This is a genomic window from Amycolatopsis pretoriensis, assembly GCF_900107925.1.
Taxonomy (GTDB): Bacteria; Actinomycetota; Actinomycetes; order Mycobacteriales; family Pseudonocardiaceae; genus Amycolatopsis; species Amycolatopsis pretoriensis.
This window is the reverse complement of the sequence record NZ_FNUJ01000005.1, coordinates 204,483-224,189: the sequence shown is the minus strand read 5'-3', so window position 1 is coordinate 224,189 and position 19,707 is coordinate 204,483. Positions and strand designations below refer to the sequence as shown.

The window sequence follows — 19,707 nt, the reverse complement described above, 5'->3', positions numbered from 1 at the left end:
CCGTGCGCAACGTCGTAGTCGTCGGAGGCGGGATCGTCGGTCTGGCCGTGGCCTGGGAGCTGACCAGGCGCGGGCTGGACGTCACCGTGCTGGAGAAGGAATCCCGCTGGGCCGCCCACCAGACCGGGCACAACTCCAACGTCGTGCACGCCGGGCTCTACTACAAGCCCGGGTCCTTCAAGGCGCGGATGTCCGTCGCCGGGAACCGGTCCATCGTGGACTTCGCGCGGCAGTACGGCGTGCCCGTCGAGGTCTGCGGGAAGCTCGTCGTCGCCACCGACGAAAAAGAGATTCCCGCGCTGAACACCCTCGCCGAGCGGGCCGAGGCCAACGGCGTCCCGGCGAAGAAGGTCTCCCCCGCCGAAGCGCGCGAGTACGAGCCCGAGGTCGCCTGCGTCGCCGCGCTGCGGGTCGAGTCGACCGGGATCATCGACTTCCCCGGTGTCTGCGCCGCGCTCGTCCGGCTGCTCGACGAAGCCGGCGTCGACCTGCGGCTGAACAGTCCCGTGCTCGCCATCCGCGCCGGGGCGAACGGCGGGGTCGAGGTCGCGACCGGCGAAGACGTCGTCCAGGCCGATGCGCTCGTCAACTGCGCCGGCCTGCACTCCGACCGCGTCGCGCGGCTGGCCGGCCTCACGCCGTCCGCGAAGATCGTGCCCTTCCGCGGCGAGTACTACGAGCTCAAGCCCGAACGCCGCGGCCTGGTCAAGGGCCTGATCTACCCGGTGCCGGACCCGACGCTGCCGTTCCTCGGCGTGCACCTCACGCGGATGCTCGACGGCAGCGTCCACGCCGGCCCGAACGCCGTGCTCGCGCTGCGCCGCGAGGGCTACCGCTGGCGCGACTTCTCCGCGAAGGACGTCACCGAGGTCGCCGCCTTCCCCGGCGCCTGGCGGCTGGCGAAGAAGTACGCGTTCCCGACCGGCCTCGACGAGGTGCGCCGCTCGTTCTCGAAGAAGCGGTTCGCCGCGAGCCTCGCCCGGCTCGTCCCGGCCGTCACCGCGGCCGACATCGTCCGCCACGGCTCCGGCGTGCGCGCGCAAGCGATGCGCCGCGACGGCTCGCTCGTCGACGACTTCCTCATCGAGACCGCGCGCGACCAGGTGCACGTCCTGAACGCGCCGTCCCCGGCCGCGACGAGCGCGCTCGAGATCGCGCGCCACATCGCCGACCAGGTGTCGAAGGACTAACCCGGCAGGTTCGGCGTCACCAGCGGCAGGCCCTGCTTGACGAGGTCGCACGTCTTGGCGTCGTCGCCGATGAACCCGCTGACCACCTGCACCGACGACGTCTCGGTGATCGGCAGGAACGCCGCGCAGGTCACGCGCAGGCCGCCCAGGTTCGGGTAGACGCCCCACTTCTTGCCGCCGACGTCGACGGTCTCGAGCGGGTTGACGCCCTTCACGCCCGGCCAGTCGGCCAGCGGCGTGCTCGGGCCGAACCAGACTTCGAACGCCTTCTGGCCCTCGCTGCCGTCGGTGTCGTCCCAGAGGCAGTAGGTCGCGTTGGGCACCGCGGTCGAGTTGTCCTTTTCGCCGTTCGGCGAGATGTTCTTCAGCTGCGCGACCTGGTCCGGCTTCAGCGTCGCGCAGGGGTCCGCCGACAGCAGCGGGCCGCCCGGCTCGGCCTTCGCCGGCCCGGTCGGGGTGATCGGCGGCGCGGCCTGCCCGCCGGGCAGGTGGGCCGCGACCTGCGGGACCACGGTCTTGGCCAGCTCGCACGACTTGGCCAGCTCCGGGCCCGAGACGCTGACGAACGCGAAGGACTTGTCGCCGAGGAGGGCGTAGAACACGCAGTCGTCGGCGAGGATCGACGGGTACTGCGTCCAGTTGAGGCCGCCCACCCGCTGCGGCTCGGACTTCGGGACGGCGCCGGCGATGTACTCGTTGAAGTCCAGGTCCGTGGCGTAGCCGACGTTGAGCGTGGCCGACGGGTCGACGTCGTCCTTCGTGCTCCACAGGCACATCGGCGCCTGCAGCCGCTCCTTGTTCTCCGGCACCGAGCGGCCGGGGGACTCGTAGCCGAGCGCGTCGACCTGGTCCTGGTCGAGCAGCGAGCAGGCGTCGACGGCCTGGACGATCGGGCCCTGACCCGGCACCGGCGACGCCGTCCCGCTGACGGCCACCGAGCAGCCGGACACCACGGTCAGGGCCGCCACCACCGCCACGACCTGCCACTTCATGCGCATGAATCCTCCCGTTCGGCCCGGACACTACTGGGACGAACGGAGCAGCACCGCGGATCCACCCGATTCAGCGGGGCGTCAGCACTTCCTTGCCGCCGACGAACGGGCGCAGCGCCTCCGGCACGCGGATCGAGCCGTCCTCCTGCTGGTGGTTCTCGACGATCGCGACGATCCAGCGGGTGGTGGCCAGCGTGCCGTTGAGCGTCGCGGCGATCTGCGGCTTGCCGTTCTCGTCGCGGTAGCGGACCGAGAGGCGGCGGGCCTGGAACGTCGTGCAGTTCGACGTCGAGGTCAGCTCGCGGTAGGTGTCCTGGGTCGGGATCCACGCCTCGCAGTCGAACTTGCGGTGCGCGGACGTGCCGAGGTCGCCGGTCGCGGTGTCGATGACCCGGTAGGGCACCTCGATCTTCGCCAGCATCTGCTCTTCCCAGCCGAGCAGCCGCTCGTGCTCCGCCTCGGCGTCGGCCGGCTTGGCGTAGACGAACATCTCCACCTTGTCGAACTGGTGGACGCGGATGATGCCGCGAGTGTCCTTGCCGTACGAGCCCGCCTCGCGGCGGTAGCAGGACGACCAGCCCGCGTAGCGGTTCGGGCCGTCCTTCAGGTCGAGGATCTCGTCGGCGTGGAAGCCCGCGAGCGGCACTTCCGACGTCCCGACGAGGTACAGGTCGTCGTCCTCGAGGTGGTAGATCTCGCTCGAGTGCTGGCCGAGGAAGCCGGTGCCGGCCATGATCTCCGGGCGGACGAGCGACGGCGTGATCATCGGCGTGAAGCCGTTTTCGAGCGCCTGCGCGATGGCCATGTTGAGCAGGCCGAGCTGCAGCTGCGCGCCGACGCCGGTGAGGAAGTAGAACCGCGAGCCCGACACCTTCGCGCCGCGTTCCATGTCGACCCCGCCGAGCGCTTCGAGCAGCTCGAGGTGGTCCTTCGGGGTGAAGTCGAACTTCGTCGGCTCGCCGACGTGCTTGAGCACGGTGAAGTCGTCTTCGCCGCCGACGGGTGCGTCCGCGTGCACGAGGTTCGGCACGGTCCGGAAGAGCTGGTCGAACTCCTCCGACGCGGTGTTCTGCTCCGCTTCGGCGGCCTTGACCTGCGCGGCGAGCTCCTTGGCCGTGGCCAGCAGCTGCTGCTTCTCCTCCGGCGGCGCCTTCGGGATCTGCTTGCCCAGGAGCTTCTGCTCGTTGCGCAGCTTGTCCGCGGCCGCGATGGAAGAGCGGCGCCGGGTGTCGAGGGAGAGCAGCTTGTCGACCACTCCCTCGTCTTCACCACGGGCGCGCTGCGACGCGCGCACGGCTTCCGGGTCTTCGCGCAGAGTCCTGGGGTCAATCACGAAGACAGAGGGTAGTCCGTACAGACTGTGCGTCCCTACTGGGTTATCCCGACAGTCTGATCGTTGAAGCGCTGTTCACGGCGTCCCCATACTCCGAGGAAACACCGAGGAGGCGCCCCGATGACCGATGAGCTGCTCGCCCGGCACCGCGCTGTCATGCCGTCCTGGATGTCCCTGCTCTACGAAGAGCCGATCGAGATCGTGCACGCCCACGACCGCCGGATGACGGACTCGCAGGGGCGCACCTACCTCGACTTCTTCGCCGGCGTGCTGACGAACTCGATGGGCTACGACGTCGCGGAGATCGGCGACGCGGTCCGCAAGCAGCTCGACACCGGCATCCTGCACACCTCGACGCTCTACCTGATCCGCTCGCAGGTCGAGCTGGCCGAGCGGATCGCGAAGCTGTCGAACATCCCGGACGCGAAGGTGTTCTTCACCAACTCCGGCAGCGAGGCCAACGACACGGCGCTGATGCTCGCGACGCAGTTCCGGCGCAGCAACCAGGTGCTGGCGATGCGCAACTCGTACCACGGCCGCTCGTTCGGGACGGTCGCGATCACCGGCAACCGCGGCTGGTCGGCGTCGGCGCTGAGCCCGGTGAAGGTCAACTACGTCCACGGCGGGTACCGCTACCGCAGCCCATTCCGGGACCTGTCGGACGCGGACTACATCAAGGCCTGCGTCGCGGACCTGGTCGACGTCCTGGACACGGCGACGGCGGGCGACGTCGCGTGCCTGATCGCGGAGCCGATTCAGGGCGTCGGCGGGTTCAGCCTCCCGCCGGACGGCCTGTTCCGGGCGATGAAGGAGGTCCTCGACTCCTACGGCGTGCTGTTCGTCTCGGACGAGGTCCAGACCGGCTGGGGCCGCACGGGCGAGCACTTCTGGGGCATCGACGCCCACGGCGTGACGCCGGACATGATGACGTTCGCGAAGGGGCTCGGGAACGGCCTCGCGGTGGGTGGCGTGGTGGCCCGCGGGGACGTCCTGGACTGCTTCCAGGCCCAGTCGTTCTCGACGTTCGGCGGCAACCCGGTGTCGATGGCGGGCGCGACGGCGGTGCTCGACTACATCAAGGACCACGACCTGCAGGCCAACTGCGCGGCCCGCGGTTCGCAGCTGATTTCGGGGCTGCGCGCCGCGGAGAGCCCGATCGTGGCCGAGGTGCGCGGCAAGGGCCTGATGATCGGCGTCGAGCTGATCAAGCCGGGCACGACGGAGCCGAACGTCCCGGCGGCGGCCCGGATGCTGGAGGAGACGAAGAAGCGCGGCCTGCTGATCGGCAAGGGCGGCCTGCACGGCAACGTCCTGAGGCTGGGCCCGCCGATGACCCTCACGGCCGAGGAAGCCCAGGAGGGGCTGGACATCCTGCTGGACGCGCTGAAGGCAACCCACGCGGCGCTTTGAACCAGAAGAAGCCGGGTGGTCATCCCGTCGCCTGAGGCCGGTAAATCACTTTGAGCCGGGCCCGCAACCGACTGCCCGAGGTGAGGTAACAACGCAGGCTTGCGGCCCCGGCTCAAAGTGATAGGCCTCGTCCAGGCGACGGGATGACCACCCGGCGACCCACCCGAGAAGGTGAGGGAACAACGGGAAGGGAGGTCATCCCAGAGCCTGCCCGTCCGGCGAGGACATCTTTTGCTTTTGGCCGCGGCAGAGGACAAAACCGGCCGCCGCTCAGCCCCGCACGAACCGCGCCACGTGACCGGCCAGCTCCTCGCCCGCGTCCTCCTGCAAGAAGTGCCCCGCGTCGGCGATCACCGGGTGTTCCAGCCCTTCGGCGCCCTTCATCGAACGCTTCAGAATCGGGCCCATCCCCCCGGTGATCGGATCACCATCGGAGAACGCCACCAGGAACGGGATCTCCAGCTCCGTCAACGTCTTCCAGGCCGCGCGGTTCGCCTCCGAGGCGGGGTCGTCCGGCCGATAAGGCACCAACCCGGGCATCGCGCGCGGAGCCGCTTTGTACATCTCGTTCGGGAACGGCGCGTCGTAAGCCGCCCGCTCCTGCTCCGACAACGTGGAACGGCACCCCGACTGCACGAACCGCGCGACGTCCAGGACCGGAGCTTTCTGCACGGCCTCGCGGAAGGAGTGCCACACCGCCGGCATGTCGACGTCACCCGTGGGCAGGCCCGTGTTGGCCGCGACGACCCGCGCGAACCGCGAGGGGTGCTCCGCGACCAGCCGCAGCCCGATCAGGCCACCCCAGTCCTGGCCGACGAGCGTGACGTCGTGCAGGTCCAGCGCGTCGAACGCGAACCCGCGCATCCACTCGACGTGCCGCGCGTAGGAGTGGTCGGTCAGGTCGCCGGGCTTGTCGGACCGCCCGAAGCCGACCAGGTCCGGCGCGATCGCGCGCAAGCCCGCCGTCGCCAGGACGGGGAGCATCTTGCGGTAGAGGTAGGACCAGCTCGGTTCGCCGTGGAGCAGGAGGACAACTGGGCCGTCGGCCGGGCCCGCCTCCACGTAACCGACTCTGATCAGGCCGCCGTGGGGATCGTCGAGCTCGACGTACTTGGGCTCGAAGGGGAAGTCGGGCAGGTCCGTGAACCGGTCGTCCGGTGTCCTCAGCAGGCGCACGAACCCCACGCTAGTGCGAACGGGCGAACGCGGCCACGATCAAGCCGTAACGCCCCCGGACGGCCCACGACTTCCGGGTCGAACCCGGGAGGCGCCATGACGTCCGATTCCGACCTGGCCCTGCGTTACGTCGACTACCTGGTCGGCGGCGACGAGTCGATCCTCGAAGAGGCGTTCGCGCCCGACTTCCTCGACCACGTCAGCGGCCGCAGCGGCACCGAGATGATGCGGGTCGTGCGCGGCTGGCTGGAGCGTAGCTTCGCCGACCTGACCTACGACGTGCACGCCGTCACCACCGGCGACGGCGTCGTCATGATCTGGTTCTCGAGTTCCGGACGCCACATCGGCAGCGAGTTCCCGCAGTTCGCCGGGCGCGAGCCGACCGGGCGGCGGATCGTCGCCGAGGCGGTGCACGTCTTCCGCGTCCGCGACGGGAAGCTGGCCGAGCACTGGGCCGTCCGCGACGACCTCGGTGTGCTGCGCCAGCTCGAAGGCGGCGAGGCCCCTGGTGACCGGCCCCGCCGCTCCGGCTGAACGGCTCAGGAGATGCCGACCGCCACCACGAGGCCCAGGCCGAGGTGCGCCGCCGCGACGACGATGCTCACCGGGGCGAACTTCTCGCTCTCGATGGTCGACGCCACGTCGATGCGGGTCGCCCACTCCAGGAGCCGGACCGCGATCACCTGGACGATGATCCCGAGCAGGCCGTAGACCAGCGACGTGATCAGGCCCTCGGTGAGGTCGCTCGCCGAGTTGAAGATCGCCACGACGACGATGAACGCCATCGAAAGCATTCCGGACGCGGTCACGATCACCGCGTTCGGCAGGCCCTGCGTGACCAGCTTCGACAGCTTGCCCGGCGTGGTCCAGTCGATCGCGTAGAAGCCGGCGAACATCAGCAGCAGGCCGATGACGCCGTACAGCAGGATCGCGCCGATCCCCCGCACGAGGTCGGAGCCGAACGTGTCGGACAGCGCAAGGGTCGTGTTCACGAATTGTCTCCCAGGAGAAAGGGCTGATCAGCAGCGGTGTTGTATCACGACTCGACGATGCGATGTGGGACAAATGCCGCACCGTCGTCGGTCACCAGGCCGCCGGTCTCCCGGATGCCCAGGCCCGCGGAGCTGTCCCCGACGATCCACGCGCCGAGTGCCGGCCGGTAGCCGTCGAACTCGGGCAGCGGGTCGAACGCCTGGTAGACGAAGCCTTCGGCGCCGTAGACGCCGTCGGTCTGGGTCTCGTAGCCGGTCGCGACGATCTGGACGTTCGCGCCCTCGCGGCCCAGCTTCGGCTTGCGGACGTACTCGGTGAGCAGGCCGGGGTCGTCGGCGAACGCCGGCAGCAGGTTCGGGTGGCCCGGGTAGTTCTCCCACAGGATCGCCAGCAGCGTCTTGTTGGAGAGGATCATCTTCCAGAGCGGCTCGATCCACAGCGTCCGCGGCAGCGACTCGACGGCGTTGCGGCCGAACTCCTCGTCGACCACCCACTCCCACGGGTACAGCTTCAGCACGGTCGCCATCTGCGACTCTTCGAGGTCGACGAACCGCTTGAGCACCGGGTCCCAGCCGATCTCCTCGATCGCCAGGCCCACGGTGTCGAGCCCCGCCTCGGCCGCGGTCTCCTGGAGGTACGCCGTGGTGACGTTGTCCTCGCCGCTCGGATCCGCCGCCGACCAGGTGAAGTGCAGCTCGTTCGACGGCAGCTTGTCCTGCAGGAACGCCCAGCGCTCGACGAGCTTCTCGTGGATCGAGTTCCACTGGTCGTCGTCCGGGAAGACGTCGGTTTTCCAGTGCCACTGCAGCAGCGACGCCTCCAGCAGCGTGGTCGGCGTGTCCGCGTTGTACTCCAGCAGCTTCGCCGGTGACTTGCCGTCGTAGCGCAGGTCGAACCGGCCGTAGACGTGCGGGTCCTGCCGCTTCCACGACTCCGCGATGTGCGGCCAGACCCACTCGGGGATGCCGAACCGCTGGTAGCCCTCGGTCGTCACGACGTTGTCGACGGCCTCCAGGCACATCGAGTGCAGCAGTTCGACGTCGGCTTCGAGCGAGAGGACCTCGTCCATGTCGAAGACGTAGTGCACCGACTCGTCCCAGTACGGCCGCATCCGGCCGCTGTTGTCGCGGGCCGGCGTGCCGTAGACGAGTCCCTGCTCCTCGACGATCCGCTGCCAGTCGCGCCGCGGCTCACGCCGGTCCCGGTACACCTACGATCCCCCGCTCTTGCCGCTGCCGCCGGTGCCCCCGGTGCTGCCGCTCTTGCCGCTGATGCCGAAGCCGCCGCGCTGGACGGACTTGCCGGACTTCGTGTTGACGCTGGTCCGCGACGACGGCGCGTCGTAGGACCCGCCGGTGACGGGCTGGCCGATCGTGCCGGTGCCGCCGTAGTTGTACCGGTAGCTCTGGTAACCGCCGCCGCCGATCGGGATGAACCAGAACCCACCGCTGGAGTAACCGTGGTGGCTGGTGACGTAGTTCTCGTCGCAGTTGTCGTCGTTCTGGACGATGCCGTTCGCGTCCGTGCAGACCGCGGTGACCGAGCCCGAGGGCTTGGCGACCGAGTAGAACGTCGCGACCAGGCCGACCAGCCCGACCGTGACGCCGCTGCCGATGAGGATCTTGCGCCGGGTCGCCGACTTGGCGTCGGCCTGGCGGGCGAGCTCCTCGTCCCGTTCCTCCTGCGCCAGCGCCTGCTGACGCGCGCGCTGCTCGGCGAGCGAGGGCTCCTTGGGACGGGTGTTCGAGTCCTGGAATCTCATCGAACCGCGCTTCGGCGGCTCGGGGGGCGGCTGGTCCCCAGTGTTGCTGTCCTGCGTCATGTGCGCTCCGTAATCCCGGCCACCACGAAACCGTGACCCACCCTAACCACCCTAGGTCGCGCACGTCGCGCGCGGCGCGGGCATCATGGACTGCGATGTCTCCCAGCGCCGATCGGTTCCCTGCCGCCACCCAGACGCTGCGCACCCGCGTCGTGATGGGCGGGATCTTCGCGGGCGCGCTCATCGCGCTCGCCCTCAGCGTCCTGTTCACCGGCGGCGACGGCTTCGCCGGCGGCGCCGGAGGCGGGACGGGCAAGCTCTCGCCGGAGGCCCAGGAGGCGTTCCACTCGCCCCCCGGCAGCTGCCTGACCTGGGACAACCCGGACGCCAGCGACGCGCACAAGGTCGTCTGCACCCAGCCGCACCTGTTCGAGGTGACCGCGCTCGTGGACATCGGCGCCCAGTTCCCCGAGGGCGCCCCGGTGCCGTCGCTGGAGCAGTGGCAGCAGATCGCGCAGCAGAAGTGCACCTCGGACGTGAAGCCCTACCTCGGCCACAACCTCGATCCTTACGGAAAGCTGACGACGAACCTGCTGCGCCCGACGCCGTCGCAGTGGGACGACGGCGACCGCCAGCTCCGGTGCGGCCTGCAGTGGGCGGGCCCGGGCGGCAGGCTGCTGCCGACCACCGGGCCGGCGAAGGAGCAGGACCAGTCGCTGGTGTTCGAGCCGGGCACCTGCCTCGCGCTGCAGGGCAAGGGCGTCGGCGACCCGGTCGACTGCGCGAAGCCGCACTCCTACGAGATCATCGCGACCCTCGACCTCAAGTCGAAGTTCAAGGACGCCTACCCGAAGCAGGACGACCAGAAGGCCTGGCTCGACACCGAGTGCACCAAGCAGGCCGCGGACTACACCGGCGGCGCCGACCTCGACGCGAAGAAGCTCATCCTGACCTGGGACCTGCGGGAGCAGGAGAGCTGGGACGCCGGCTCGACCAAGGTCAACTGCAAGGTCGCGGCGCTCCTGCCGGACAAGAGCGGCCTGCTGGCGGTGACCGGCAGCGTCAAGGCCGCCCCGGCGGGCCCGGACGGCGGCCAGCCCCAGGACGGCGGCCCGCCTTCGGACGGGGGCGGCGGCCCGACGACGTCGAGCTCGGCCCCGCCGTCGACGAAGACCAACGGCTGATGCCGGTCGAGATGAGCCGGGAGCGGTTCGAGGAACTGGTCTCGGAAGCCCTGGACGAGGTCCCGCCGGAGTTCGCGAAGGCGATGGACAACGTCGTCGTGCTCGTCGAGGAGTTCAACGAAGAGGCGCCGGACATCCTCGGGCTCTACCACGGGATCGCGCTGACCGAGCGGACGTCGTCCTACGGCGGGGTCCTGCCCGACCGGATCTCCATCTACCGGCAGCCGATCCTCTCGATGTGCGAAGACGAGGACGAGGTCGTCGAAGAGGTCCTCATCACCGTCGTGCACGAGCTGGGCCACCACTTCGGCATCGACGACGCCCGGCTGCACGAGCTCGGCTGGGGCTGAAGCCACAACGTGACCGCCGGTCGCTGACCGCGCGCTTATCCTGTTACCCGAAGTCATTGGGTGAACGCGATGAGTGCTGGGGGCTCCGGTGAACCCTGCTCGAAGACTCACGTGGCTGCTGACGTCGAGCGCGGCCTCCCACCTGGGCGACGGCATCGGCAAGGTGGCCCTGCCCCTGCTCGCCACGACGCTGACCCACGACCCCGTGCTCATCGCCGGGCTCTCCGCGACGCAGTTCCTCCCCTGGCTGCTCTTCGCCGCCGTCGCCGGCGCGCTGGTCGACCGGATCGACCGGCGGCGGGCGATGGTCGTCGCGAACACCGCCCGCGCGATCGCGGTCGGCACCCTGGCCGTGCTGGTCGCCGCCGGCGGGATGACGATCTGGCTGGTCTACCTGACGGCGCTGGTCATCGGCACCGCCGAGACGATCGCGGACAGCGCGGCCAACGCCCTCGTCCCCGCCGTCGTCGGCGACGGCTCGCTCGACGGCGCCAACAGCAAGCTGCAGGCGTGCGAGATCGTCGGCCAGACGTTCCTCGGCGGCCCGATCGGCAGCCTGACCTTCGCGCTCTTCGCCGCCTTCCCGTTCTTCCTCAACTCCGCGGGCTTCGCGATCGCCGCCGCGGTCCTGCTCGGCCTGGCCGGCACCTACCGCGGCCGCGGCGAAGCCCAGCCGGCGCGGTTGCGCACCGAACTGGCCGACGGCCTGCGCTGGCTGCGCGGCAACGCGCTGCTGCTGCGGCTGGTCGTCGTCGCCGGGCTGCTCAGCCTGGTCAGCGAACTCGCGCAGGCACAGCTGGTGCTCTACGCGCTCGACGACCTCCGCCTGTCCGACGCGACCTTCGGGTTCTTCGCGTTCGTCGGCGGCATCGGCGGGCTGCTCGGCGCGGGCGTCGCCCCACGGCTGGTGCGTGCGGCAGGCCGGCGCGTGGTCGTGCTCGGCGGGATCCTCGGCTGCGGGGCCGGGTTCGGCGGGATGGGCCTGGTGCGCTCGCCGGTCGCGGCCGCGGCGCTGTTCGGGCTGTTCGCGGCCGCCGTCGTCGCGGTGAACGTCGTGCTCGCGACCGCGCGGCACACGCTCGTGCCCGGCGAGCTGCTCGGCCGGGTGCTCGGGGTGTGGCGCACGGTCGTCTGGGGCGCGATCCCGCTCGGCGCCCTGCTCGGCGGGTTGCTGACCACGGCGCTCGGGACGGCGGCGCGGACGTTCGCCGTCTCCGGGCTGGCGATGCTGGTGATCGCCGCGTTCGCGGCCCTGGCGCTGCGCCGCTTCCCGCTGGATGACAAATCGGACTCAGCCGTGGCGCTACAGCACCAGGAACCCGGTTTGTGAGCTGAAATATCTCATCACCCAGGTGGTGAGGAGGCGCTATGCGCACCGTGGACCCCGGAACCGGCACCGACGCCGGCCCCGACTTCGACGAGCCCTCGACCGAATCCGAGTCCGAGGAGGTCAAGCCGCCGCCGCAGTCGCGCCGGCTGCTCGTGCTGTGCGCGGTGGCCGGGTTCGTGCTGGGCGGCGGCGTGCTCGGGCTGCTGTGGGGCCTGTCCGGCGTGCACGCGGGCGCGCTCGACGACGCGCTGGCCGCGTGCCAGGCCCTCGACCGCGTCGGCGAACTGCCGGACACGAGCCGGGACGCGCAGCCGTCGCTGACGCCCGGCCTCACGCCCGAACGACTGCACCGGATGACCGCGGCGCGCGAGCTGTCCGCGGCCGCGGCCCAGGTCAACGCCACCTACCAGCCGCTGGCCGACCACATCGACGGCGTCGCCCGGATGGTGCTCAGCCTGCACTTCAACGACATCTCCGGCCAGCGGCACCTGGTCCAGGCGCAGGAGATCTGCGGCCGCATTTAGATCAGGACGGGTGGACCGTCTTCACCGAAAGCTGGTTGCCCGGGATCTTCGTGCTCGCGCACGCGGTCCCGTCGGTCGGCACGAACTTCGACGCCGTCTCCTGCGGCAGGTAGATGCGCAGGCCCTTCACCGCCGTGGGCTGGCAGGTGCCCGGGTCGAAGTTCCGCACGTTCACGAACTGGATGTCGGCGGCCGCTGTCTGGCCCGGGTCCAGCTTGACCGCGTTGCCCTTGGTGCCCTCGCGGAACGCGTCCTTGCCGACCTGGTGCCCGTCGTTGCCGGCCACGTAGGAGACGCCCGGGAAGCCCTGGATCTCGCAGGCCTTCGCGCTGGTGTTCTTGATCAGCAGCGGCCGGTACATCGAACCGGCGCCGGCGTCACCCTGGCCGAGCGACAGCGTGACGTCGCCGGCCTTGCAGAGGCCGTTGTCGGCCGGCTGGGCGACCGGCGGCGCGGCGACCGGCGAGCTGCTCGGGGTCTCGGCCGTGGTGGCGGTGGTGGTCGTGGTGGGCGATGCCGTCGTCGACGGCGTCGAGCTGCTCGCCGCGTTGGTGGTCCCGCCACCCCCGCAGGCGGAAAGCGCGAGGACGCCCGCCGAAGCCGCGACAACCGGCAGCAACCGAGAAAGCTTCGTCCGAACCATGTCAATCGCCTCCCTGGTGTGGTGCTACTGGGTAGACGTACGGGTCTCCGGCAGGTTGGTTCGGACCGTTAGTTCCCCACCAAACGTGTCTCAAACGTGACAGGATCACACTTTCGTGACGATCAGAGCGGCGTGTCAACCCAGGTGAGGCAGTGCCACCGGCCTTCCGGCCGGGCTTCCAGCTCGACCAGGCCGGTGTTCGGGATCAGGGCCGCGTTGGCGACGTCCGCGTGGACGTTCGACGCCAGCCACTCGCCCGACAGCCGGATCGCGCCACCGTGGCTGACCAGCGCGATCACGCTGTCCGGGTCGGCCTGCTCGTGCTTGGCGCGCAGCCGGCCGACCGCGTCGAGCATGCGGGTGCGCACGTCGGTGCCGCTCTCGCCGCCGGGCAGCGCCGGGGCCAGCTCGCCGAGCGTCCACTGCCGCACGGTCTCCATGTACGTCCGGATCGACTCGTGGTCGGTCGCGCCTTCCAGGTCGCCGGCGGTGACCTCGTGGACGCCGTCGACGACCTGGACGTCCAGGTCGAACCGCGCGGCCAGCGGCGCGGCCGTCTGCTGCGCGCGGGTCGCCTGCGACGCGTAGACCGCGGCGATCGGCTCCCCGGCCAGCCGGTACGCGAGGTCTTCGGCCTGCGAGCGGCCCAGTTCGGTCAGCGGCGGGCCGGGCAGGGCGGTGTCCAGCGCGCCGCGGACGTTCCCTTCGGTCTGCCCGTGGCGGATGAGCAGCAGCCTCACGCCAGGTCCCCCTTGCGGACCGCGTCGGCCCACACCGCGGCGTCGACGAAGTCGTCGTTGCCGAAGCCGGGTTCGATCGTGGTGCGCGTCCCGTCGGCCCGCGGGTGCGAGCCGAGGAACCGCAGGTTCCGGCAGTGCCGGCGCAACGCCGTCAGCGCGTCGAGGATCCGCGGCTCGGCGAGGTGGCCCTCGAAGTCGATGAAGAAGCGGTACTCGCCGAAGTTGTTGCGCGTCGGCCGCGCGTCGAGCCGGGTCAGGTTGATCCCGCGGTCGGCCAGCGCGGTGAGCAGCTCGGCGAGCGTGCCGGTGCGGTTCACGGCCGCGGCGACCACGGACGTCCGGTCGGCGCCCGTCGGCTCCGGCAGCTCGCCCGGCGGGCGGACCAGCAGGAACCGCGTGGCCGCGTCCCCGACGTCGGCGACCTCGGTGGCCAGCACGTCGAGGTCGTAGTGCTCGACGGCGACCGGCGCGCACACCGCCGCGTCGAACTGGCCCTCCAGCACCCCGACCGCGGCCGCGGACGTCGACGACGACGCCACCGGGTGCGCGTCCGGCAGGTTCGCCTCCAGCCACTCGCGCACCTGCGCGAGCGCGTGCGGGTGGCTCGCGACGGTCTTGATGTCGCCGCCGCCGCGCCGGGTCAGCACGCTGAAGTGGATCGGCAGGATGGCCTCGGCGACGGCGACCAGCGGGGTCGACTCGCTGAGCGCGTCGAGGGTGGCGGGCACCACGCCCTCGACCGAGTTTTCGATGGGGACGCACGCGGCGTCCGCCTCGCCCTTGCGGACGGCCGTCATCGCCAGCCGGACGGTCTCGACCGGAATCAGTTCTCCGCCGCCGGCGAGGACCCGCGCGGCCTGTTCGGTGAAGGTCCCCTGGGGGCCGAAGTATGCGATCCGTGACACATCCCCAGGCTACGGGGGTGGCGACTTTCACTCGGACAGCCGGTACGCCAACCGGTTACGCCCGGTGGCATTTTTTGCGATGCTAAGGGCGTGACCGCCGACTCGGGCACGCACACCGGCCGTGAGGGCACGCACCCGCCGATCTCCGCTCGCACACCGGAGCTGGTGCTGTGCGCCGTCGATGAACCACTCGCCACCGCGTGGACCAAGGCAGCCGCGAAACTGAGCGGCCGGGTCCGGGTGCACCGCGGGTCGGTCCTCGACGTCGTCGCCCAGGCCGTGGTCAGCCCGGCCAACTCCTACGGCTGGATGCGCGGCGGCATCGACGCCGTCTACGAGCGGGCGTTCCCCGGGGTCGAGCAGAACGTCCGGAGTGCCGTTTTGGCTTTTCACGGCGGTGAACTGCCCATCGGCGAGGCCGTCGTCGTGCCGACCGGCGAGGCCGAGCCGGCGTGGCTGATCAGCGCGCCGACCATGCGCGAGCCCGGCGAGCGGCTGCCCGCCGACACCGTGCACCCCTACCTCGCGGCGCGCGCGGTGTTCCTGCAGTGGCGCGACGGCCGGCTCGACGACGGGCCGGTGCGGGAGATCGTCGACACGATCGCGATGCCGGGCCTCGGCACCGGAGTCGGCGGCGTCAGCCCCGCCACCTGCGCGCGCCAGGTCGCGGCGGCGTGGGAAGAGGTTTTCCGTCACGCGCGGTGATCACCCGAAACCCGGGGTGGACTACATCACAGCGCGTTCACCGGCCGTAAGCCCTACCGTTAATCACGCAGGTGAACGTCCGCCAGTGCAGGCGACGGCCGGAGGAGTGTGCGATGACCCGGGTCCGCGAACTCAGCCCCTATGTCGAGCTGCACCGGGAACAGTGGAAAGAACTGCGAAGTTCGACGCCGCTGCCGCTGACGGCGGCCGAGCTGCTGCGGCTGCGCGGTCTGGGCGAGCAGGTCGACCTCGCCGAGGTCGCCGACGTCTACCTCCCGCTGTCCCGCCTGATCAACCTCCAGGTCGCCGCGCGCCAGCGGCTCTACGAAGCGACCACGACGTTCCTCGGTGACGACTCCCGCGGCACGAAGGTCCCGTACGTGATCGGCATCGCCGGGAGCGTGGCGGTCGGCAAGTCGACCACCGCCCGCATCCTGCGCACGCTGCTCGCCCGCTGGCCGGACCACCCCCGCGTCGACCTCGTCACCACCGACGGCTTCCTGTACCCGCGCGCCGAGCTGATGCGCCGCGGGATCATGCACCGCAAGGGCTTCCCGGAGAGCTACGACCGGCGCGCGCTGCTGCGGTTCGTCACCGAGGTGAAGTCGGGCGCCGAGCGCGTCGCCGCGCCGGTGTACTCGCACCTGGCCTACGACATCCTGCCCGGCCAGGAGCAGGTGGTGCAGCAGCCGGACATCCTCATCGTCGAAGGCCTGAACGTGCTGCAGCCGGGCCCGCGGCTGATGGTGTCCGACCTCTTCGACTTCTCGATCTACGTCGACGCGCACACCGACGACATCCAGCGCTGGTACATCGAGCGGTTCCTCGAGCTGCGGCACACGGCGTTCGCCGACCCGAAGTCGCACTTCCACCACTTCGCCGGCCTGCCCGACGACGAGGCCCGCGCCGAGGCGCGGCACCTGTGGCACTCGATCAACGAGCCGAACCTGATGGAGAACATCAAGCCGACGCGGCCGCGGGCGACGCTCGTGCTGCGCAAGGACTGCGACCACGCCATCAACCGGGTTCGCCTGCGCAAGCTTTGACCCTGTCACCCACATGCCGCGCATTCGCACGCTGAGCGAATGCGCGGCCACGTTTCGTGGACCTCTCGCGACTCTCCGCACCGGAATCCGGCCGATCGGCCGAGGTGCCGTAACCGGTTGGCCGATACCGACGGCAGCTCGGGAAAGCGACCCTGAAGGAGTCAGGAAAACGGCTCTGAGCTGGGGAGGAGGCCCACGATGTTCGCGATGATCCTCACGTGGGTCGGTGCGGTGCTCGGTCTGGCCTTGCTGATCGCGATGGCCGCCGGAACCTTCGTCGTCGACTTCGACGACCGGCTGCAGGAACGCCGGCGCAAGGCGAAGTCCGCGAACCCCCTCCCGTAGCGCGTCAGAGTTCGGTCAGCGCCTCGACGTAGGCGTCGGCGTCGTATTCGAGCGTTTCCTCGGACTCCAGCAAGCTGCCTTCCAGAGCGTCGATCAGCTGCTCGAAGATCTCGTCGCGGTCCAGCTCGCCCTCCTGCAGGCGCTGCACGGCCGGCCAGGCTTCGGCGGGCTCGTCGTCCCAGAGCTGGTCGACGATCGTCGCGCGCAGCACCAGCCGCTGCTCGTCCTCGTCCTCGTCGGCCTCGGCGATCACCAGCGCCCGGCGCTGATCGGGGTCGGTCGGGTCGAGGTCGACCTCCTCGTCCTCGATCTCCGTGGTCAGCGACGGCACCGCGAACATCCGGCGTTCCAGCGCGTCCGCCAGCTCGGTCGGCGACAGCTCGCCGACGTCGCCGAAGTAGCGCTCGAGCGGCGAGTCGTCGTCATCGGCGTACTCGCTCAGGTAGTCGGCGACGGCCTCGTCGAGCGCCGCGACCGCGGTCTCGGTCAGCCCGGCGCGGTCCGCCGTCCACTGCACCCAGGCCAGCACGACCGGCTCGACGGCGTCCTCGTGCTCGGCGTCGAGCTCGAACTCCTCGCCCAGCAGCCCTTCGAGGAACCGCGCGATCTTCTCCGGCCCGACGCGCAGCGGGTTCGCCGGATCGGTGCGCACGCCGTGTTCCAGCAGGAGCGCCCCGATCGCGCGGGCGGCGTCGGGCTCCTCCCCGCTCGCCGCGACGAACTGCTCGACGACGGCGGCGCGTTCGGTGTCGGACCACTCGGCGATCTCGGGGACGAGCGAGGGCTCCGGCAGCGCACGCGACCACGTCAGCGCGACCGCGTGGAAGCGCGCGTAGTCCTCGCTGACGTCGGCGTCGTCGAGGTGGTCGGTCGCGTCGAGGCCGTCGGCGAGCAGGCGGTGTGCCTCGGCGGGGTCGACGGCCTCGAACGCGACCAGCTCCGGGTCGGCGTCGGCCTGCGCCCGCATCTCGGCGAGCACCTCCTCGGGCTGCTCGATCACGACGAGGTCGCGCACCCGGCCGCCCTCGGTGAAGTCGAGCAGCGCGAGCAGGCCGTGCGACTGGCCGCCGTGGGTGAAGACGCAGAGCAGCGACGACTCGTCGCCGTAGACGTCCCCGGTCCGCCAGCACTCGCCGGCGGTGACCTGGCCCAGCTCGCCGGCCCAGCCCGGCGCGGGGATGCCCCGGCCGAGGACGACCTGCAGGCCGTCTTCGGCGGCCTTGCGCTCGACGTCGGTCTCCGCGACGACCTTGAGGGCGGCCAGCAGCGCGGCGGCACCCGGCGTGATCTTGCGCTGCGCGAAGGCGATCAGCTCGAGGCCCAGCGGCTCCTCGCCCTCTTCGAGGGGCACGTCGTGGAACTGGCCGAGGACCTCGGAGGCGAGCAGCTCGACGTCGACCGGCGCGGGGTCGGCGCCCAGCGCCGAAAAGTCGTTCAGGACGTCCTTGAACAGGCCGGTCACGCTGTGGGTGACGGGCTGCGGTGCCTTCTTGCGGGCGCGACTCACCGGGCTCATGCGGTCATCGTTTCATCGCGATGGCGAGCTGGTCGCGGTGGCCCTGGCGCGGGTCCCGCCGCGTGCTCGACGGGGAGGCGCCGAGCCGGGCGGCGGAACAGGGCCACCGCGACATCGCTGGCCAGAGGCGTGACCGCCCGTGGCGGGCCTTCGATGTCCCGGTGCACGTGAATCACCGGTCCACCTCGCTCAACGAGGGGTGCGGGGCGAGGTTACGGCCTTCGGCAAAGCGATCCGCGCGGTACGGATTTCCGTGATCAGGCGGGTTTTCCGGCGGTGGGTTTCCACCAGCGAGCCGAGGTAAGCGGTGAATTCGTCCGGCGTCTCGGCGCGCTTGTGCAAGCCGCGCAACAACTTCAGCCGGCGCGCGGCTTCCTGGTAGGCCTGCGGGTCCTTGCGCTCGATGAGCTCGTCGACGTGCTCGCGGAAGACCGGGATCGTCTCGGCCGGGTGCTCCGCGGCGCGCAGCTCGGCGAGTTCGAGCTTCAGCTCCGGCGTCGCCCCGAACCGCACGCAGGCGCGCCAGGCTTCGTCGGGCCGGCCGTCGTCGAGCAGGACGCGGGCCAGCTCGTCGGCCCCGCCGTCGGCGGCGCGTTCGCGCAGGCACGCCAGCGCGGCCCGGCGCTGCGCGGGCCACTTCCCGTCGGCGGTCGCGGCTTCGCGCAGCGCGGCATACGTCTCACGGCCCGGCTCCGCGTCGAACTCCCGACGGCGCCGGGAGGTCTCGTCTTCGGGTTCGGGCTCGGGCGGCTTCGGGTTCTTGTCGTGCGTGAGCGCGCGGGCGGCGTGCGCGATGGCCTCGCTGTGCCGCCCGGCGGCCCGCAGCACGCGGACGATCTTGAGGCTGACGTCGCGCCGCGGCGGCTTGGCGGACAGGATCGCGACCAGCTCGTCGACGTCGCCGAGCACCTCGGCCAGCTGCTCGCGCAGCCCTTCGGCCACGTCCCGGCGGTGGCCGGGCCCGCTCGCCGCGAGCACGTCGTCCACAGTGGACTTGATCCGGCGCAGGCCCGGTTCGCCCAGCGCCGCCGCGAAGTCGGCGAGGTCGATCGCCGGGCGCCCGGGCCCGTCGAACTCGACCTCGAGGATCCAGTCGGCCAGCTTCTCCGGGTCCGGCGGCCGGGCGGCGCACGCGCGGGCGTACAGCTCGACGGCGCGGTCCAGCCGGTCGCCGAGGTCGCCGCCGTGATCACCGGACTGCTCCAGCACCTCGCTGATGTCGTCGACCGTGCGGCGCGCGAGGGGCGCGAGGTCGGCCCGGCTGCCGGCGTCGAGCATCCGCTGCAGCGTGTCGAGGACGGCGCCGACTTTCGCGGTGTATTCGCCGTTCCCGTCGGGCACGGCGGTGTCGAGCAGCCGGTGCGCTTCGCTGACGTCACCGGATTGGGTGGCGGCGCGCAGTTCGAGCGAATGCCGCAACTCAGGGTCACGCTCGGCTTGGGCGTGCAAGAGGTCCGCCAGCGTCTCCGCGTCCAAAGTGCGCAGGTAGGGGCGAAGATCCGAGTGGGGACTCACGCGGACCAGTCTGCCCGACCGCGCCAGTCCGGCGTGTGGTCCAACCGC

The 19,707-nt window shown here is 70.8% G+C and carries 21 protein-coding genes; 10 read left to right on the top strand and 11 right to left on the bottom strand.

Translation table 11 applies throughout. The annotated features are described in order from the left end of the window. The first annotated feature begins 2 nt into the window (after window positions 1–2). Window positions 3–1,190, top strand: a complete 1,188-nt coding sequence (lhgO, locus tag BLV96_RS22745; RefSeq protein ID WP_086675581.1) for an L-2-hydroxyglutarate oxidase — start codon at window positions 3–5, stop codon at window positions 1,188–1,190. On the opposite strand, the gene BLV96_RS22740 is transcribed toward lhgO, so the two are convergent. Further along, the gene (locus tag BLV96_RS22740; RefSeq protein ID WP_086675582.1) at window positions 1,187–2,188 is read right to left on the bottom strand and encodes a DUF3558 family protein; all 1,002 of its coding nucleotides are present in this window, start codon (window positions 2,186–2,188) and stop codon (window positions 1,187–1,189) included. The two genes, lhgO and BLV96_RS22740, sit on opposite strands and share 4 nt — an antisense overlap. 64 nt (window positions 2,189–2,252) lie before the next feature. Continuing rightward, entirely contained in the window at window positions 2,253–3,515 is a 1,263-nt protein-coding gene (serS, locus tag BLV96_RS22735) for a serine--tRNA ligase (RefSeq protein WP_086675583.1), read from the bottom strand. Between the two features lie 120 nt (window positions 3,516–3,635). On the opposite strand from serS, the gene BLV96_RS22730 reads away from it, so the two are divergent. After that, window positions 3,636–4,925, top strand: a complete 1,290-nt coding sequence (locus BLV96_RS22730; protein WP_086675584.1) for an aspartate aminotransferase family protein — start codon at window positions 3,636–3,638, stop codon at window positions 4,923–4,925. A gap of 270 nt (window positions 4,926–5,195) precedes the next feature. Here BLV96_RS22730 and BLV96_RS22725 read toward each other — a convergent pair whose 3' ends face one another. Beyond that, window positions 5,196–6,101 (bottom strand): haloalkane dehalogenase, encoded by a 906-nt coding sequence (locus tag BLV96_RS22725; protein WP_167379699.1) that lies wholly within the window; start codon window positions 6,099–6,101, stop codon window positions 5,196–5,198. Between the two features lie 96 nt (window positions 6,102–6,197). On the opposite strand from BLV96_RS22725, the gene BLV96_RS22720 reads away from it, so the two are divergent. Next, window positions 6,198–6,635: an ester cyclase gene (locus tag BLV96_RS22720; RefSeq protein ID WP_091389467.1), complete on the top strand. Its 438-nt coding sequence runs from the start codon at window positions 6,198–6,200 to the stop codon at window positions 6,633–6,635. 5 nt (window positions 6,636–6,640) lie between these two features. Here BLV96_RS22720 and BLV96_RS22715 read toward each other — a convergent pair whose 3' ends face one another. From BLV96_RS22715 to BLV96_RS22705, 3 genes are read right to left on the bottom strand one after another with little or no spacing between them, the layout of a single operon-like run. After that, window positions 6,641–7,093 (bottom strand): DUF350 domain-containing protein, encoded by a 453-nt coding sequence (locus BLV96_RS22715; RefSeq protein ID WP_086678937.1) that lies wholly within the window; start codon window positions 7,091–7,093, stop codon window positions 6,641–6,643. 44 nt (window positions 7,094–7,137) lie between these two features. Then, window positions 7,138–8,304 carry a glutathionylspermidine synthase family protein gene (locus tag BLV96_RS22710; RefSeq protein WP_086678938.1) on the bottom strand — a complete coding sequence of 389 codons (1,167 nt, stop codon included), beginning with the start codon at window positions 8,302–8,304 and terminating at the stop codon, window positions 7,138–7,140. After that, on the bottom strand, window positions 8,305–8,856 hold the full coding sequence (locus BLV96_RS22705) for a DUF1190 domain-containing protein (RefSeq protein WP_086678950.1): 552 nt from the start codon (window positions 8,854–8,856) through the stop codon (window positions 8,305–8,307). Window positions 8,857–9,011: 155 nt separating this feature from the next. Between BLV96_RS22705 and BLV96_RS22700 the strand changes: the two genes are divergently transcribed. From BLV96_RS22700 to BLV96_RS22685, 4 genes are all read left to right on the top strand, one after another. Continuing rightward, window positions 9,012–10,040, top strand: a complete 1,029-nt coding sequence (locus tag BLV96_RS22700; protein ID WP_086678939.1) for a septum formation family protein — start codon at window positions 9,012–9,014, stop codon at window positions 10,038–10,040. Further along, window positions 10,040–10,390 (top strand): metallopeptidase family protein, encoded by a 351-nt coding sequence (locus tag BLV96_RS22695; protein WP_086678940.1) that lies wholly within the window; start codon window positions 10,040–10,042, stop codon window positions 10,388–10,390. Before BLV96_RS22700 ends, BLV96_RS22695 begins: the two co-directional genes overlap by 1 nt. A gap of 88 nt (window positions 10,391–10,478) precedes the next feature. Continuing rightward, window positions 10,479–11,720, top strand: coding sequence for an MFS transporter (locus BLV96_RS22690; protein ID WP_086678941.1), 1,242 nt, complete (start codon window positions 10,479–10,481; stop codon window positions 11,718–11,720). A gap of 38 nt (window positions 11,721–11,758) precedes the next feature. Continuing rightward, a complete protein-coding gene (locus BLV96_RS22685; protein WP_086678942.1) occupies window positions 11,759–12,244 on the top strand; it encodes a hypothetical protein in 486 nt (161 codons plus the stop codon). A 1-nt stretch (window position 12,245) separates the two neighbouring features. Here the strand turns inward: BLV96_RS22685 and BLV96_RS22680 are convergent, their stop codons facing one another. The 3 genes from BLV96_RS22680 to pheA all read right to left on the bottom strand — a co-directional run bounded on the left by BLV96_RS22680 (window position 12,246) and on the right by pheA (window position 14,532). Next, a complete protein-coding gene (locus BLV96_RS22680; RefSeq protein ID WP_425266192.1) occupies window positions 12,246–12,887 on the bottom strand; it encodes a DUF4232 domain-containing protein in 642 nt (213 codons plus the stop codon). Window positions 12,888–13,009: 122 nt separating this feature from the next. Beyond that, complete coding sequence (locus BLV96_RS22675) at window positions 13,010–13,627, bottom strand: histidine phosphatase family protein (protein WP_086678944.1); 618 nt, start codon at window positions 13,625–13,627, stop codon at window positions 13,010–13,012. After that, window positions 13,624–14,532 (bottom strand): prephenate dehydratase, encoded by a 909-nt coding sequence (gene pheA / locus BLV96_RS22670; protein WP_086678945.1) that lies wholly within the window; start codon window positions 14,530–14,532, stop codon window positions 13,624–13,626. Before pheA ends, BLV96_RS22675 begins: the two co-directional genes overlap by 4 nt. A gap of 90 nt (window positions 14,533–14,622) precedes the next feature. On the opposite strand from pheA, the gene BLV96_RS22665 reads away from it, so the two are divergent. From BLV96_RS22665 to BLV96_RS49960, 3 genes are all read left to right on the top strand, one after another. After that, a complete protein-coding gene (locus tag BLV96_RS22665; RefSeq protein ID WP_086678946.1) occupies window positions 14,623–15,237 on the top strand; it encodes a macro domain-containing protein in 615 nt (204 codons plus the stop codon). A 113-nt stretch (window positions 15,238–15,350) separates the two neighbouring features. Beyond that, complete coding sequence (gene coaA, locus BLV96_RS22660) at window positions 15,351–16,283, top strand: type I pantothenate kinase (protein WP_086678947.1); 933 nt, start codon at window positions 15,351–15,353, stop codon at window positions 16,281–16,283. Window positions 16,284–16,481: 198 nt separating this feature from the next. After that, on the top strand, window positions 16,482–16,628 hold the full coding sequence (locus BLV96_RS49960) for a hypothetical protein (protein WP_167379698.1): 147 nt from the start codon (window positions 16,482–16,484) through the stop codon (window positions 16,626–16,628). Between the two features lie 4 nt (window positions 16,629–16,632). Here the strand turns inward: BLV96_RS49960 and BLV96_RS22655 are convergent, their stop codons facing one another. Together BLV96_RS22655 and BLV96_RS22650 are read right to left on the bottom strand one after the other, a co-directional pair. After that, window positions 16,633–18,144, bottom strand: a complete 1,512-nt coding sequence (locus BLV96_RS22655) for a hypothetical protein (protein WP_086678948.1) — start codon at window positions 18,142–18,144, stop codon at window positions 16,633–16,635. A 189-nt stretch (window positions 18,145–18,333) separates the two neighbouring features. Beyond that, entirely contained in the window at window positions 18,334–19,659 is a 1,326-nt protein-coding gene (locus BLV96_RS22650; protein ID WP_341866100.1) for a hypothetical protein, read from the bottom strand. Window positions 19,660–19,707: the final 48 nt, after the last annotated feature.

What these genes read in the sequence shown, in the direction of transcription:
- BLV96_RS22740 (WP_086675582.1), bottom strand. Translation starts at nt 2,188, where the DNA reads ATGCGCATGAAGTGGCAGGTCGTGGCGGTGGTGGCGGCCCTGACCGTG.
- BLV96_RS22730 (WP_086675584.1), top strand. Translation starts at nt 3,636, where the DNA reads ATGACCGATGAGCTGCTCGCCCGGCACCGCGCTGTCATGCCGTCCTGG.
- BLV96_RS22720 (WP_091389467.1), top strand. Translation starts at nt 6,198, where the DNA reads ATGACGTCCGATTCCGACCTGGCCCTGCGTTACGTCGACTACCTGGTC.
- BLV96_RS22705 (WP_086678950.1), bottom strand. Translation starts at nt 8,856, where the DNA reads ATGAGATTCCAGGACTCGAACACCCGTCCCAAGGAGCCCTCGCTCGCC.
- BLV96_RS22700 (WP_086678939.1), top strand. Translation starts at nt 9,012, where the DNA reads ATGTCTCCCAGCGCCGATCGGTTCCCTGCCGCCACCCAGACGCTGCGC.
- BLV96_RS22695 (WP_086678940.1), top strand. Translation starts at nt 10,040, where the DNA reads ATGCCGGTCGAGATGAGCCGGGAGCGGTTCGAGGAACTGGTCTCGGAA.
- BLV96_RS22685 (WP_086678942.1), top strand. Translation starts at nt 11,759, where the DNA reads ATGCGCACCGTGGACCCCGGAACCGGCACCGACGCCGGCCCCGACTTC.
- BLV96_RS22680 (WP_425266192.1), bottom strand. Translation starts at nt 12,887, where the DNA reads ATGGTTCGGACGAAGCTTTCTCGGTTGCTGCCGGTTGTCGCGGCTTCG.
- coaA (WP_086678947.1), top strand. Translation starts at nt 15,351, where the DNA reads ATGACCCGGGTCCGCGAACTCAGCCCCTATGTCGAGCTGCACCGGGAA.
- BLV96_RS49960 (WP_167379698.1), top strand. Translation starts at nt 16,482, where the DNA reads ATGTTCGCGATGATCCTCACGTGGGTCGGTGCGGTGCTCGGTCTGGCC.
- BLV96_RS22655 (WP_086678948.1), bottom strand. Translation starts at nt 18,144, where the DNA reads ATGAGCCCGGTGAGTCGCGCCCGCAAGAAGGCACCGCAGCCCGTCACC.